Consider the following 14,828-nt stretch of genomic DNA (forward strand, 5'->3'; position numbering starts at 1 on the left):
TCAAAACTAGGTCATTTATTTAAAGATTAGGGGGAATTTAACATGAAACAACATATTGAAGGGAATTTGGTCGGTACAGATTTAAAAGTTGGTATTGTAGTCGGACGATTTAATGAATTTATTACAAGTAAACTATTAAGTGGGGCGGAAGATACCCTTCGACGTCACGGGGTTCAAGAGCAAAATATTAGCGTAGCTTGGGTACCTGGAGCATTTGAAATACCGTTGATCGCTAAAAAAATGGCCGAATCAGGTGGATATGATGCGGTGATCACATTAGGAACCGTGATTAGGGGGGCTACCCCACATTTTGATTATGTGTGTAATGAGGTGGCAAAAGGGGTTTCACAAGTGGCTATGTCTTCTGGCTTACCCGTTATTTTCGGTGTGTTAACAACAGAAACGATTGAACAGGCGGTTGAACGAGCGGGGACGAAAGCAGGCAACAAAGGGGCAGAAGCAGCAGTTTCAGCCATTGAAATGGCCAATTTAATTAAAACATTAAATTGAAGCTGTCGTATAAATAAAGATTAAAATAAAGACCAGTCTGTGACATAACTAAATAGTGAAATTTAATATCCGACCATTCTCAACTAAGCGTAGGTAAAACACGTAGACTCCTCGAAAATATCGAACGATTTTCTTCGTGCGATGTACGATCGAGGACGCTTTCCTTATCCTGTGAGAACAGCTCGAGCTGACGATCCATCGTGTGAAGTGTCCTTCTTCACACAGTGAAGGAATGTTAGACTAACCCCGTCCCGTCCTGGGACAACGTCTAACTGACCTACATCCTGTAGGCCCGAAGCCGTGCCCACGGCTAGGGAGACACTGCGTTTACCAAGATGTCTCCCTTGTGCTTGGGAGAGTGAAAGCGAAGTGTTTTACCGGAGCGCTACATGTATAAGACATTAATGTTCGGATTTTTATTATCTTGTTACTTTTTTGTCCCAGCCCCATTCGCTTTTGCCATTACCTTACTCCAATTTCGTTATTTTAATGATTCTGCGTAAGTTCCTAGTTTTTTCAGCAAATGAATAGCTTCTTTTTTTTCATCTTCAGTTAAACCATCGGTGATCTGCTCAATTTGTTTCCAATGATCGGGGAAAATATCACTTAATAATTGTTTACCTTGATCCGTTATCGATGCATAAGTAATTCTTCGATCATTAGAGCATTGGACACGCTTAATATATTGCTTCTTCTCTAATTTATCAACTACATATGTAATACTACCACTTGCCAATAAAATCTTATCGCCAATCTTTTGCAAAGGCTGAGCTCCAGAATGATACAATAGCTCCAATACGCCAAAGTCAGTCGTATTTAAGCCTTTTTTACGAATATCAGCGGCTACTTGGTCAGCAACTGACCGGTAAGCTTTTGACAATACAACAAATAATTTTAATGATGGGTCTTGCTTTCGTTCCTCATAATGTTCTCTTTCTTGATCCATATAAACTCCGCTCCTACTTCACGATATAATTATAATAAGTATAACGTATTACTGCAGAAATGATAATTAAAATGCTAATGCTGGGAAACTGGGTCGAATAAGCAATGCCGAAAAATAATATGACAAGCTGCAAAAGTGAGGAAATAGAGAATGTGTCTAAAGGTCGCGCATACCGCTTAATCCGATAGGACAATAATTCCAAACAGAAATAATAACCCGATAAACTATAGGCAACGATACTAGTCGTTAAGGTCAGCCACGATATGTCCCAATAAACAGCTAAGCCTGTTATTAACAGCATGAAAGGTATTAAACCTAGCATAAGCCAGCGTAGATAAGCTTTCTTCCAGGCATCCATTTGCCAAGGTAAGCAATTTAACATATTTTCGGAGAAAATTGCTTGAAAAAAACTCGCACCTATTTGACTGTACAAATAAAGAAAAATAGCGATCATCCAGCCATAGAGGTTAAATGATTGTATCCCTAACATAATCATAATAATTAAAATAGAAAATAAAGCTTGAAACACATGCTCTTTCTCTCTGCTAAACATGAAAAAGATTAAACGATGATAGATTTGTGATCGTTTCTTATAATTAAACGGTTTTCGCCATTTCTTATTGCGAATAACCTGGTCATAAAAACCCTTTCTTTTTGGCAATTCAATTTTAACTTTTGAAGCAAAATTCGCCAGCGGATTACTCCATAGCAAGCGGTCATTCGTATCAATAATCGTTGACCAATTCGTCTGCTTAAAGATATAGTTATAACCTTTTATATTAATAAAAATCAATGCTAACAACGTTATAAACAGCATGATGAAGGACAGATCAATCCAATAAAATAAGAGATTTACTAAGATAATCATCAGGGTCATGGCTTGACTGATTAAAAATTTTATCCACCAGCGCATTTGAAACATCAACCATTGTGGAATAATCATCAAACATTCTATTATAAACAGACCAATAGTTAAAGTAAGAATAATCGTATTAGAAAGTGTTGACACGATATAGAGGACGAGCGTTATGCTCAACCAGACGAGCGCCAATTTCTTCACCCTATTGAACGCCTGAAACCACCACAGCTTTTTTCGATCATAAGGGAGTGTCGATAGCAACAATTCAGCACTCGTAAACATTATACCCGGTCTAGTGAAACTTAATGATAGTGGCCTTAACATACCAAACAACAAAAAACCCGTATAGCCCGATTCGATTAACGATTCTATATATTCAAATAGATAATGATAGGGTGCTAGCATATCTCTAACAGCAAGCATGAGTAAAAAACCAAAGATAATCAAATAAATCATATACGTGCGATCAAACAGTGTTAAAAATACCATTTGATTTAAATAGCGTTTCTTCTTAGCTTGGTTCTTTTTAATGTAGCGATAGATGGCATAAGTTGAAGGTTGGGTCATGATTCTTCAAACCTCCGTTTTAAATACGAAAAGTCTTCCATTTTCCCTTGATCAATGATCTTACCTTGCTGAAGCATAATATAGTGATCTGTTAAGTTAGTTAAACGGTCTAATTGATGTGTCGTTAACAATACCATTGCGCCTTCTTCTTGTGCCTTGCGTTTAAGTTCTTTCATTAGAAAATCTGATGCATATATATCCAATCCCATAAATGGTTCATCCACCAGAATCAGCTTCACTTTAGGCAATAGCGCACAGATGGTTTGCACCTTTTGTCTCATCCCTTTTGATAAAGACTCAGGATAATCATCGCATTTATCACTAATCTCCAAGGCTTGGGTATAATAGTCAATTAAACGCTCTGCATCTTGCCCATCAATCTGATAGCTCTCTGCGTAAAGCTGAAAATGTTGTTGAACTGTCAATTCTGATAACAAAAAAGGTTCTTCTGGTATATAAGAAAGGTTGGATTTAAATGCTAAGCCATCATCAGCCTGATTGACACCTGCTAATTGAATAGACCCTTGCTCGATCGGTACCAGTCCTAAGATCGCTTTCATAATCGTTGATTTCCCTGCACCATTGTGGCCAATTAACGCCGTGATGCCTCCAGACTCCAAGGAAAAACGAACTTGATTAAGAATCGTATTTTTCCTAATTGAAACTGTGACATGATCAAATTCAAAAGCAGGCATCGTTTCACTCCTCTTCATTTAATAATTTTTCATAATAATATAGCTCATTTAGGTCTCTTGGGTCTTGTCTAGCTTCAACAAATTGATAACCTTGACGCTGAAATAAGCGTTGGGCAAATTGATTATGCGCAAATGTGTCTGTATTTAAAGCGTACCTTCCTAACGATTTCGCTAAATTTTCAGCGAATTGAAAAAATTGATTGGCTACACCTTTACCCTGATAATTAGGGGAAATAGCTAACCGCTTTATGGTCAAAGCTGGTTGTTGGCTTGACCAATTAATTAACGGATATTCTTGATGGCCCCTTTTACTTATCGTACAAACACCATATATGATACCTTCTTCTTCAAAGACATAAAGCTCATCGCGCCCTAGATCCTTTTGATAATCTTTAGCAGTAGGATATGTTTCATCCCACTGCTGACTACCTTGCGCATGCATGATTTCCACAACTAATTTAACCATTGACATGATATTATCAATATCTTTTGGATTCGCTTTCCTTATCAAGCTATCACATCCATTCAAACCATTATTTCATTGCTTCTTTATATTCCACCCGTCCAAGTAAATAGGCGATCGCAAGTCCTAAGGCAAAAGCAAGTATGCTCAAGATTAATTCAGCACCCGCTGTCGGCCAGCCAGGGAAAATAACCACAATAGAACCAATGACCAATCCAATGACCGTTGCATAAGTGGCATGTGTATAATGCGTTAAGAAGTATTTGATAATCTTACTCATCGTTAAAATACCAAGTCCAATCCCTAGTGCCACTGCAATTAAAATATCAATATGAAGTTCATTAACTGCATGGATCAACGTGCCGTACGTTCCAATGATTAATAAGATTAACGAACCACTAATACCAGGTAGAATCATAGCTGTACTCGCCAAGAATCCTGAAGAAAACATATAAAAATAGGTAGTGATATTCACTTCAGTTATCACAAATGCTTCATCACCATGTAAAAAATTTAACGAAGCAGCGAAGATAATGGCTACAAGCAACAGCAAATAATGAGATAGCTTAAAATTAACTTTCGCCTCCGATTTTCTAAACAAGTAAGGAAGAATCCCTAAAATTAAACCAAGAAAAACAAATTGGGTTGGTTTAGGATAATGGTCAAATAACCACTCAATTGCACGTGCCAATAATAAAATTGCACCAACAACGCCAACCCCAAGTGGGATTAAAAAACCTAAATGCTTTTTCCAATCTTTCGTGAACAGTCCATTAATTGATACAATCAGTTGATCATAAATGCCCAATACAAGTGCAATTGTTCCTCCACTAACACCAGGAACAACATCACTCGCCCCCATCAGCATACCGCGATATATATTTCTCCACTCCATTTATTGTTCTCCTTTTGACTATAATTAAAAATTAAAACCTACTATGTATTATATCAAATCATGATTCAAGCGCCTATACTTTATACTATAAATTATGTTGGTTTCATAACTCTACTTCCTTATTCCTTAAGAAATGCGTATAATATTAAAGTGAAACTTCCTTAAAAAAATTTCTTATACTGAGTACACTTGTATGTTACTATTTCTACCGATAATTGAGCAATTATCCTTAAAAGAGGAGGAGGATTAATGATTCACAATCAATTAATGCGTGCCATTTCATACGCAGCCACCAAACATGACGGTCAACAGCGCAAAGTTGATCATACACCCTATATTGCCCATCCCTATCGTGTTGCCATGCTTTTAAAAGAGCATGGATGTGATGTCAATATTGTTATCGCAGGTCTTTTACACGATATCGTTGAAGACACATCAGGTACATTTACAGAGATCAAAAATCTTTTTGGCGAGGAAATAACTGAACTCGTTCGCTACGTGACAGAAGAAGATAAAAAGTTGAAATGGGAGGAACGAAAGCAAAACAGTATAAATAAAATCGAACAAGCACCCTTCCATGTGAAATTATTAGTTTGTGCAGATAAAATTGATAACCTTCAATCGATGCTAGATAGTGAAATGCTTTACGGCGAATCAATGTGGCAAGCATTTGATCGTGGCAAAGCATATCAACAGTGGTATTATCAAAGTATGTACAACAGCGTCATATCAAACCTACCGTCAGAGACACACCACCCATTGATCATCATGTTTAAACAATTATTAGATCAGTTTTTAGAAAACCGTCAACAAAGGGGTTAAACCATCTTCATTAACAAATACACATGGTGCAAACCATAATAACTGGAAAGCTGAAATAGAGATATCCTTTGTTAATAGGGTGTCTCGTTTACTGTAAGTCAAAAATACTTCTCCATTTCCTTATTAACACAACCTAATCAATGATTCTGCAACTGAATGGTTTTATCCATCCCCCGTCTCTATCCTTCCCTCATAACAAACGATCTTAAAACGAACCTTCAATCAGTGAACGCTTACGTTCTTCTCCAACTTGGAAGTTGCGTAAATCAAGACATGAGCGTCCGTTAGCTCATGCCTAAATAGATGCCACCGTTCTATATATTTAAAACGGATGTTTACCGACGGTTAGCTTTGATAAAAAACGAATACTTGCTATGTTAGACAGTTACCATTTTTCTACATACGAAATTGTTAATATAATATTTTTTCACTTAATTTCAATACGATAAATGGACAGGTTTACCAATTAAATACAGAGTATATTTTAGAATTTGCGACCATAATCGATTATTCATTGGTATTTTTCAGCTGTATATATTAGAGGGGACAATATGAAAATAAATCATTTATATTCGTTTTTTTTCTGATTTGTAAGCAACAAACTTTATCCGTATCATTGTATACGTACATCTCGTAACCTTAAAAATTTAAGGTTTTAAAAACGGAGTTGGTGGTATACAAAGAAAAAAGAACTGCCAAACAGAGAAAACAAACTATTTGTTTTCCAATTAAATTAGGAGGGTTTTTCAACTTGAAAACTTTAGTAAAGACTTTACTATTTGCTGCATTCGTTTTGGTTTTAGCGGCATGTGGAGAGGGTAATGGAGATAAGGGTGAAACAACAGAAGGTGGCGAAGGTCGATTAGAAGAACTTCAAGAAGCTGGTACTGTAACCATCGGTTTCTCTAATGAAGCTCCTTACGCCTATGAAGAAAACGGCGAATTAAGAGGGGCAGCTGTTGACATTGCAACTGCTGTCTTTAACGAATTAGGAATAGACAATGTAGAAGGGCAATTAGCTGAATGGGGACAATTAATTCCTGGCGTACAAGCTGGACAATTCGATGCGATTACAGCTGGTATGGCTATTACACCTGATCGTGCCGAAAATGCATTATTCGGTGAGCCTGAAATGGTGTATGGTGAAGGGCTCGTTGTTGAAGCTGATAATCCTCATGGTATCTATAGTTTTGAAGATATTGCTAATAACCCAGACATTACTGTTATTGTAATGGAAGGTTCTACTGCTTACGACTTCCTACTTGAATCAGGGGTAAGCGAAGATCAAATTGATACCGCGTCTGATATACCGGCAACATTTGCGGCAGTTCAAGCTGGTCGCGCTGATGCTACAACCGGTACTGAAATGACGATGCGGATGGCATTTGAGTCTGCTAATACGGAAGACTTAGAAATTGTCGAAGACTTCCAACAACCCGAAGATATTGAAGGTGTACCGAGTTATGGTGCAGCAGCATTTAGCTTAGAAAATGAAGAGCTTCGTGATGCCTACAATGAAGCATTAGCAGATTTAAAAGCAGACGGAACTGTTCAAGAATTGCTAGAAGCAAATGGCTTCCATCCAGAAACAAACTTCCCACCTGAGGATGTAACCGCAGAAAGTGTTATTAGTGGAGAAGATTACTAAACCATTCAAATAGTGAACAATTTTATAAAAACTTAATGAAGACTCCATAGGGTCCGGTTCCCACAAACCTAGGGGACTGGACCATCTTTTTCTGTCTTCATCATGTTAACAAAGAAAAAAGGAGTGAACAAATTTGAATCCTATAACAGATATTGCCCCGCAACTTATCCGCGGATTAGGTACAACAGTGACCATTTTAATTGCTTCAGCTATTTTCTCTTATGTAATGGCATTTATCGCTGGTCTCTGTCGTCTTTCAAAGAATATTTTTCTTCGTAAATTTACTGGCTTATACATTGAAATATTTCGTGGAACTTCTCTAATCGTGCAACTGTTCTGGCTATATTATGCAATTCCAATTTTATTTGACATCAATCTTCCGTCTAACTGGATCATTGGGGTTATTGCAATCGGATTAAATTACGGAGCGTACTTATCTGAGGTTGTGAGAGGCTCAATTTTATCAATAGCTCCCGGGCAATCAGAAGCGGCGACAGCATTAAATATGTCTAGCTTCCAACGGATGCGTTTTGTTATTTTTCCACAAGCCATTCGGATGATGATGCCTGAATTTGGAAACTATACGATTCAAATGCTTAAAGGGACGGCACTGGTATCACTAATTGGATTGCGTGATGTTTTTTATTATGGAGATATTATGCGCAGCACAAACTTAGCTCATGCACCACTCATTTATGTTGTTGTGCTTGTCTTTTATTTCATCCTCGCATTACCTTTAATTTTCCTTACTAGAAAAGCTGAAAGTATCGCTAAGAAAGGGGTAGCAAATTAATGAACGGAAATTATTGGAGTTGGGAGCGTTTTTCAGAAGCCTTTCCTTACGTATTAGAAGGCTTAACAACAACAGTAGCTGTGACAATTTCAACCTTTATTTTTGCGATGATATTTGGCTTTGTTTGGCTATTTTTACGACGCATACCCTTGCGTCCAGTAAATTGGACGGTCACTTGGATTATGGAATTTATTCGCTCTACACCGCCTATCATTCAATTGTTCTTTATGTATCTTGCATGGCCAGTTGTTCCATACGTCGGCGTTACACTTAGTCCGTTTGCTTGTGCCGTTATCGGTCTTGGCGTCCACTTTAGTACCTACATTGGTGAGATCTATCGTTCCGGAATTGAGAGTGTCGGAAAAGGTCAATGGGAGGCTTCTACAGCTTTAAACTTATCGCTGTTAGATAAGTGGCGTCACATTATATTGCCTCAAGCAATTCCACCAACCATTCCAATGCTCGGTAATTATTTTATTATTTTGTTTAAAGAGGTGCCGATTACTGCGACAATCAGTGTTCAAGGTATTTTATATATGGCGAACACCTTTGGTTCACAAAACTGGGCTTACATCGAAGCTCTTACGATTGTTGGCTTAATCCTATTGGTATTAAGTTATCCCTCAGCTGTATTGATCCGAAAGCTAGAGGTGAAGATGAATACTCGTTTTGATAAAAATGCAGTAATTAAAAAGATTAATAAAGGAGTGACGTCATAATGGCAGAACCGATTGTACGTTACCAAGATGTTCATAAATCATTTGGTGATGTTGAAGTTTTAAAAGGGATTGATTTAGATATATATCCGGCAGAGAAGGTGGCCATTATTGGACCTAGTGGCTCAGGTAAAACAACGATCATTCGTATGTTAATGACGTTAGAAGAGCCTACGTCTGGTGACATAATCGTTGATGGAACAAACCTCTGGAAGATGGAGAAAAACGGGGGACTGGTAGAAGCTAACGAAAAGCATTTGCGTTCAGTACGTGGCGATATCGGGATGGTATTTCAGCATTTCAACCTGTTTCCACATATGACAATATTAGAAAACTGTATGACTGCTCCCATCCGTGTCAAGGGTGAGGATAAACAAGAGGTTGAGGAACACTCAATTCAAATGCTTGAACGTGTTGGGTTAGGTGACAAGATTCATAATTACCCAAGTCAATTATCAGGTGGACAAAAGCAACGTGTAGCTATGGCCCGCGCACTTGTCATGCGACCAAAAATCATGTTATTTGATGAAGTCACGTCAGCACTCGATCCAGAACTTGTCGGCGAAGTACTTGAAGTCATTCGTGACATTGCTAAAAACGATGATATGGCAATGGTACTTGTTACACATGAAATGGATTTCGCACTAGATATAGCAGACAAAGTACTGTTTCTAGACGAAGGCGTCATTGCAGAACAAGGAACCGCAGCAGACGTGATCGAACATTCTCAAAACGAGCGCTTACAAGAGTTTTTAAGTCGCTTTAGAGGCTAAACAAAGCCAGTCCGAAGTTAAACTTCGGGCTGTTTTTTATCTCTGATAATCCCTCCAAGTATTCCTCGCATATTGAAATTTTCTATAATTAGCTTCAATTATTCCATTATCTTACGCATCTTTTTCCATTGTAAGTTCGTCTTGATAGATGAGACTAAAAATGGAGGGTATACAATATGATAACTGTTGAACATTTATCCCATCATTTTGTGATGGGCAAGAAAGGGGAAAAAACCAAACTCCCTGTGCTACATGACCTCTCTTTTTCCGTCAACAAGGGGGAGATCGTTTCAATTATTGGGCGCAGTGGGTCTGGAAAATCGACTTTACTCAACTTAATTAGTGGCTTTATTCATCCAACTTCAGGAGAAATTACTATTAACGGCACTGATGTTACCCGTTTTTCAGAAACAGAATTTGCTGATTTCCGTTTAAATCAAATTGGCTTTATCTTTCAAAACTTTCAATTGATCCCAAGTATGACTGCCTATCAAAATATTGAATTACCACTCATTTTAAAAGGGGTCACTGAAAACGAACGAAAAAAAATTACTGAACAAACGTTGGAGCGAGTGGGGTTAAGTCATTATCCAAATCACTATCCTGGTGAATTGTCAGGCGGACAACAGCAACGAGTAAGTATTGCTCGTGCACTTGTATTGAATCCTCCGATCATTCTAGCAGATGAACCAACTGGGAGTTTAGATAGCGAAACAGAAGCCAGTTTACTAGAATTTATACAACAACTTAACCAAGATCTAAATATTACCTTTCTTATTATTACACATGATCAAGAAGTTGCTCGTATTGGTTCAAGGACGCTTGAGATTCAAGATGGTCATTTGATCAAAGGGGGCAACAGTCGATGAATTTCAAAGATAAATGGCGCTTCGTTCAACAAAATTTAAAGAAAAATAGAGTGCGGATTTTTATGACGGTATTAGCTACTGCCATGGGGACAACGTTTCTTATTGTTCTTGCATCAGTAGGGTTTGGTCTGCACGACACTTTATTGAAAGATATTATGGAGCAAGATAATTTAAATGAAATATCGATATATGGTTATGAAAATGATAAGGGTGAGTATCAATATATTACCAATCAACACATTGAGCATTTTGAATCGCTAAACAACGTTAAAACCGTGAGACGTATGAATTACCTTGGGCAGGCACCCAATTATCATGTTGATAACTTTGAAGTAACAGCAGAAACACAAAGTGTCTACTTTCCAGCTGAACAACAAGCTGGTATGACTTTGACTGAAGGTAACTTTCCCACTCAAGCGAACCAAGTTGTTGTCGGCTACCATTTTACTGAGGGGTTAATACCTCAAGACATGGATTATGATGATCTCTATACTGATGATGAGGTAAGAAAAGAAGAAACCCTCTTTTCAGAAAATATTATAGGTAAAACACTAACATTTGATATAGAGAAGTTTGATGAAAATGACGATGTCGAAACAACAACATTTGAAGTTGAAGTGGTCGGCATTGTTGAAGAGCCCGTTCAACGGGGATGGGACGATTCAAATGTATACATCAATGACATGCTTTTAAATGAGATTTCAGCTTTTACAGAAACACATGCCGGCAATCGATATCCTGATGATGATATTGAAGGTACACCAACAGAGAAAAGTTATGATAATGTTTACCTTCATACACATACATTAGAGCAAGTTCAAGATTTAACGACTCAATTAACTGATGAAGGCTATTATACCTATTCAGTCGCTACCGAAATGAAACAATTGAATATGCTGTTCACCATCGCAAAAGCGGGTCTTATTTTCATTGGAACCATCGCTATTCTTATTGCATCAATCGGCATTTACAATACAATGACGATGGCGGTCACAGAGCGTGCTCCAGATATCGGCATTATGAAAGCCATAGGAGCTAATCCAAGAACAATTAAGCAAATCTTTTTATTAGAAAGTAGTTATATTGGGCTTTTAGGCGCTTTAATCGGTACTGCCGTTGCTTATTTAATCAGTTTTGCTGTTAACTTAGGATTACCTCTTATTTTAGAGGCTGTCTTTGAAGATCAATTACCCGAAGGCTTTCAATTCTCAAGTATTCCTCTACGTTTATTGTTTATTGCTGTAGCTATTTGTTTAATTGTTACCATCATTTCTGGTTCTAGACCAGCCAAAAAAGCAACGCAAATAGATGTATTACAAGCAATGAAACGTGAAATTTAACTTATTTGTTTCGATAATTGTTGATAGACTATTAAGATGATAGTTGTAAAAAATAAAATGATGATTAAACCGAAAGATCGGTGCAGGATAGCTGCTCCGATCTTTCAATTGTCTGTATGATAATTAGATTGTTGAATAGAAACGAAACTCATGGGATAACGGACGCGAATGTACTGATTCTCTCAACTATCAATCAATGGAAGAAAAACGAAAACATCTACTGATGAAAGTTCATTTATTTAAATTTTGACCCCTCTCCATTAAATCTGTTTGCCTTCTTTTGTTCATCCAAGCTTTTATACATACACTCAATCACTGATCTGTGCTTTTATACCTATAAAAAACAGCTCTTTTTTATTGCCTTCAAAACTAAAGTCACCCTGCTATTTTCCTGTTTTTTAGTTTGCTTCATTTTATTGGAATTTTTAACTTAACAATCACATGACTTATCGTTAAACTAACTTAAGAGACTAAAATTAATCGAACGATATAAATGAGGGTGAAACGTATGATCAAAAAAGTTTTTTTAACAATCAGTTTAAGTTTGGTATTAGGAGGATGCATGACAATGAATCAAGAGCGTAACGATAATGAGACAAATGGCGATTACACCACAGGTGATGCCTTTGATGACCGATATGTCAGCGTCAATGACTACACCGGTGAAGGCTATGACCTCGTCAATGGCGAGAAGATGGATGTGATCGCTAATGAGAAATTTGCAGAAATAGAAGAAGCAATGAAGGCCTTTTTTCTTGAAGAATATAAAACAGAAGTGATCGTCCATAACGTCGTTGGTAACGTGGACGGTGCAACCGTGTTTGTCGAATCAGTCGGCGAGCCTCACTTCCACACCTATGCGATGATCGGGATTGATAGGCAAGAAGATGAAATTATACCGGATAGCATTTGGACACAGTCGAGTCAAGTCGAGCAAGGTATTTTTAGTGGCTTATTAGCGATGATCATGGATGAAGAGTTCACTGTACTGGATGACTTTGTTGAAGGGATTGCCGATAAGCACCCTATAGTCGGATGGCGTCAAGAGGCGATCAACAACGTTGGATCGACAGGCTATACGACGCCCTATTACTTTATCCAACCGATGGCTTTACGAGATGAGATGACAGAAATCAATCGTTTATATTTTAAAAATCCAAGTATTAGTGCTGACGAGCTTAAAAATCAGTTTGATAAAGACGCATACAACGCCAATTATTTTACCATATCAATTCAAGTTTATATGGATGAAGAAGATAGCCAGCCAACCGAAACCCTTTTAGACAAAATCGTCCAAGAATTTAAGGCACTAGAAGGTGTACCCAGAGGAAACTACTCGATCTCTTTACATGATAATTATGTGAATAAATTATCTGCTGAAGGGTTTCAGGACAATTCTTTGGAAGAAAGAGACCTTATTAGAGAATAAAGGGGGATGAACCAGTGGCGGTAAAAGTGAACTCGGAACTAGATCAACTAAATACAACAGACGCAGACCTAATCAAATTAGCAGGCTTATATGTATATTTACTACCAAAACGTCACTCAACTATAGAAGTTAATGACAAGATGTTTAAGATTAGGAACACAAATTTCAACAAAGAAAAAAGCGGCATGGATGCGATGACCGTCCAAAATGTCGCATCCGGCGAGTATCATGTTGTTTATATGGGAACCAATATTCATGGTAAGTATGCCATCGCTGATATTAAAACAGATGCTCACTTACTAACTGAGGCCACTCCCCAACAACTAAAAGATGGAAAAAAGTATTTCGAAGACATGGAAAAAGCTTTTGGTGAGATTACATCAGCCAGTGGAAACTCGCTTGGGGGGGCGTTAGCCAATTACGTCGGCGTTGAATATAGCCATGTCCGTTCAGTCACCTTAAATCCAGCCATGCTACCAGCGAGCGCTCTGGATGTGGAAAAACAATATGACAACATTACGAATTATATTAGTGAATACGATCTGTTAAACCTTAGTCAAGACGCTATTGGCATGGGGAATCAAGTTCCTGGTCTCAAGTACACCATTTATAACGGGGTTCCTTCCATAGCAGGTATTGGCTTTAATCATACCGGATATAGGCGAGAGGATAGTATACATACCCCTTATGTCACCATTGGTAGAAAGGGTGAACCCGGTTATGGCAAGATCTATGTTGATGCCCATAACCATATCGTATCAAGTATTTGGACTGGCCAGCCTTTATATGGTGGGCGATCAGAGCGGATTGATTTAAATGTAGAAACGCTTCAATTGCTTAGTCAGTCCATTGAAACATCTGTATTAGAACGATTAGGATTGGCACAAACGTATATTGGACACACTGTTGAGATCATTAATCACGAAAGCGAGGCTTACGAGAGCCGTCTGAAAACAGTTCGCGAGGTATTTCAAGAAGCATTCGAAGACATCATAGATGATGGACTATTAAAAGGCATTCGATTTGCAAATAGTGTATTTAAGCTGATGATTCAAAAACTACATGCTCTTTTAGATACAATCGAAAGAGCCAGTCAGGTATTAAATGGTTTACTTAACTCCCCTCCCGCAGCACTTATCGAATTTATTATAAATAAACCGATTGATGCAGAAAGTTTGGTTTCAGAAATCAGAGGCAGCCTTGAAGAATTAGAAGAAACATTAGATGAATTTGCCCTTGCTGTGGAAGATACAGTCTATAATACAATTGAAGACATCTTTAAAGCTGGACAAGAAAAATTTCATGACGTCGTTGTTGGAGAATTGGAAGCTCATTTTGAACACGTGGAGAGCAACTATCAGCGTATGAATGCACAGGTGGAAGAATTCGGTACACAAGTAGGGCAAGTCGCCAACGCCTTTAAGACAATAGACCAGCGTGTGGCACATGCAATTACTGATCAATTAGCTATGGGTGACATTGATCCCATGACATCAACAACTG

At 37.8% G+C, this 14,828-nt stretch carries 15 protein-coding genes; 10 read left to right on the forward strand and 5 right to left on the reverse strand.

Features of this window, described 5'->3' with window-relative positions; translation table 11 throughout:
• The first annotated feature begins 42 nt into the window (after positions 1 to 42).
• Complete coding sequence (gene ribH, locus B494_RS0118230; protein WP_017473491.1) at positions 43 to 510, forward strand: 6,7-dimethyl-8-ribityllumazine synthase; 468 nt, start codon at positions 43 to 45, stop codon at positions 508 to 510.
• A gap of 481 nt (positions 511 to 991) precedes the next feature.
• Here the strand turns inward: ribH and B494_RS0118235 are convergent, their stop codons facing one another.
• From B494_RS0118235 to B494_RS0118255, 5 genes are read right to left on the reverse strand one after another with little or no spacing between them, the layout of a single operon-like run.
• Complete coding sequence (locus B494_RS0118235; protein WP_017473814.1) at positions 992 to 1,456, reverse strand: MarR family winged helix-turn-helix transcriptional regulator; 465 nt, start codon at positions 1,454 to 1,456, stop codon at positions 992 to 994.
• A gap of 13 nt (positions 1,457 to 1,469) precedes the next feature.
• Complete coding sequence (locus tag B494_RS0118240; RefSeq protein WP_017473815.1) at positions 1,470 to 2,882, reverse strand: hypothetical protein; 1,413 nt, start codon at positions 2,880 to 2,882, stop codon at positions 1,470 to 1,472.
• Positions 2,879 to 3,577 (reverse strand): ABC transporter ATP-binding protein, encoded by a 699-nt coding sequence (locus B494_RS0118245; RefSeq protein WP_017473816.1) that lies wholly within the window; start codon positions 3,575 to 3,577, stop codon positions 2,879 to 2,881. The genes B494_RS0118240 and B494_RS0118245 overlap by 4 nt, the downstream gene beginning before the upstream one ends.
• 4 nt (positions 3,578 to 3,581) lie before the next feature.
• Positions 3,582 to 4,088 carry a GNAT family N-acetyltransferase gene (locus B494_RS0118250; RefSeq protein WP_017473817.1) on the reverse strand — a complete coding sequence of 169 codons (507 nt, stop codon included), beginning with the start codon at positions 4,086 to 4,088 and terminating at the stop codon, positions 3,582 to 3,584.
• A 22-nt stretch (positions 4,089 to 4,110) separates the two neighbouring features.
• Complete coding sequence (locus B494_RS0118255) at positions 4,111 to 4,935, reverse strand: DUF368 domain-containing protein (RefSeq protein ID WP_017473818.1); 825 nt, start codon at positions 4,933 to 4,935, stop codon at positions 4,111 to 4,113.
• A gap of 249 nt (positions 4,936 to 5,184) precedes the next feature.
• Between B494_RS0118255 and B494_RS19775 the strand changes: the two genes are divergently transcribed.
• From B494_RS19775 to B494_RS19780, 9 genes are all read left to right on the forward strand, one after another.
• Positions 5,185 to 5,757 (forward strand): HD domain-containing protein, encoded by a 573-nt coding sequence (locus tag B494_RS19775; protein WP_017473819.1) that lies wholly within the window; start codon positions 5,185 to 5,187, stop codon positions 5,755 to 5,757.
• A gap of 751 nt (positions 5,758 to 6,508) precedes the next feature.
• Positions 6,509 to 7,405, forward strand: a complete 897-nt coding sequence (gene ehuB / locus B494_RS0118265; protein WP_017473820.1) for an ectoine/hydroxyectoine ABC transporter substrate-binding protein EhuB — start codon at positions 6,509 to 6,511, stop codon at positions 7,403 to 7,405.
• A 133-nt stretch (positions 7,406 to 7,538) separates the two neighbouring features.
• Entirely contained in the window at positions 7,539 to 8,198 is a 660-nt protein-coding gene (locus tag B494_RS0118270; protein WP_017473821.1) for an amino acid ABC transporter permease, read from the forward strand.
• Complete coding sequence (gene ehuD / locus B494_RS0118275) at positions 8,198 to 8,917, forward strand: ectoine/hydroxyectoine ABC transporter permease subunit EhuD (RefSeq protein ID WP_017473822.1); 720 nt, start codon at positions 8,198 to 8,200, stop codon at positions 8,915 to 8,917. The genes B494_RS0118270 and ehuD overlap by 1 nt, the downstream gene beginning before the upstream one ends.
• Positions 8,917 to 9,687 (forward strand): ectoine/hydroxyectoine ABC transporter ATP-binding protein EhuA, encoded by a 771-nt coding sequence (gene ehuA, locus B494_RS0118280; RefSeq protein ID WP_017473823.1) that lies wholly within the window; start codon positions 8,917 to 8,919, stop codon positions 9,685 to 9,687. Before ehuD ends, ehuA begins: the two co-directional genes overlap by 1 nt.
• A gap of 176 nt (positions 9,688 to 9,863) precedes the next feature.
• Positions 9,864 to 10,556 carry an ABC transporter ATP-binding protein gene (locus tag B494_RS0118285; RefSeq protein ID WP_017473824.1) on the forward strand — a complete coding sequence of 231 codons (693 nt, stop codon included), beginning with the start codon at positions 9,864 to 9,866 and terminating at the stop codon, positions 10,554 to 10,556.
• The gene (locus B494_RS0118290; protein WP_017473825.1) at positions 10,553 to 11,896 is read left to right on the forward strand and encodes an ABC transporter permease; all 1,344 of its coding nucleotides are present in this window, start codon (positions 10,553 to 10,555) and stop codon (positions 11,894 to 11,896) included. The genes B494_RS0118285 and B494_RS0118290 overlap by 4 nt, the downstream gene beginning before the upstream one ends.
• Before the next feature lie 568 nt (positions 11,897 to 12,464).
• Complete coding sequence (locus B494_RS0118295) at positions 12,465 to 13,325, forward strand: DUF1672 family protein (protein ID WP_017473826.1); 861 nt, start codon at positions 12,465 to 12,467, stop codon at positions 13,323 to 13,325.
• A gap of 14 nt (positions 13,326 to 13,339) precedes the next feature.
• A partial coding sequence (locus B494_RS19780) for an SA1320 family protein (protein ID WP_017473827.1) occupies positions 13,340 to 14,828 on the forward strand: 1,489 nt, incomplete at its 3' end.

Source organism: Amphibacillus jilinensis Y1 (genome assembly GCF_000306965.1).
In the GTDB taxonomy this organism is placed as follows: domain Bacteria; phylum Bacillota; class Bacilli; order Bacillales; family Amphibacillaceae; genus Amphibacillus_C; species Amphibacillus_C jilinensis.

Bases quoted from the DNA above. Each gene is read 5' to 3' on its own strand.
- ribH (WP_017473491.1), top strand. From the start codon at position 43: ATGAAACAACATATTGAAGGGAATTTGGTCGGTACAGATTTAAAAGTT.
- B494_RS0118290 (WP_017473825.1), top strand. From the start codon at position 10,553: ATGAATTTCAAAGATAAATGGCGCTTCGTTCAACAAAATTTAAAGAAA.
- B494_RS0118240 (WP_017473815.1), bottom strand. From the start codon at position 2,882: ATGACCCAACCTTCAACTTATGCCATCTATCGCTACATTAAAAAGAAC.
- ehuD (WP_017473822.1), top strand. From the start codon at position 8,198: ATGAACGGAAATTATTGGAGTTGGGAGCGTTTTTCAGAAGCCTTTCCT.
- B494_RS0118255 (WP_017473818.1), bottom strand. From the start codon at position 4,935: ATGGAGTGGAGAAATATATATCGCGGTATGCTGATGGGGGCGAGTGAT.
- B494_RS0118245 (WP_017473816.1), bottom strand. From the start codon at position 3,577: ATGCCTGCTTTTGAATTTGATCATGTCACAGTTTCAATTAGGAAAAAT.
- B494_RS0118235 (WP_017473814.1), bottom strand. From the start codon at position 1,456: ATGGATCAAGAAAGAGAACATTATGAGGAACGAAAGCAAGACCCATCA.
- B494_RS19775 (WP_017473819.1), top strand. From the start codon at position 5,185: ATGATTCACAATCAATTAATGCGTGCCATTTCATACGCAGCCACCAAA.
- B494_RS0118295 (WP_017473826.1), top strand. From the start codon at position 12,465: ATGAATCAAGAGCGTAACGATAATGAGACAAATGGCGATTACACCACA.
- B494_RS0118285 (WP_017473824.1), top strand. From the start codon at position 9,864: ATGATAACTGTTGAACATTTATCCCATCATTTTGTGATGGGCAAGAAA.
- ehuA (WP_017473823.1), top strand. From the start codon at position 8,917: ATGGCAGAACCGATTGTACGTTACCAAGATGTTCATAAATCATTTGGT.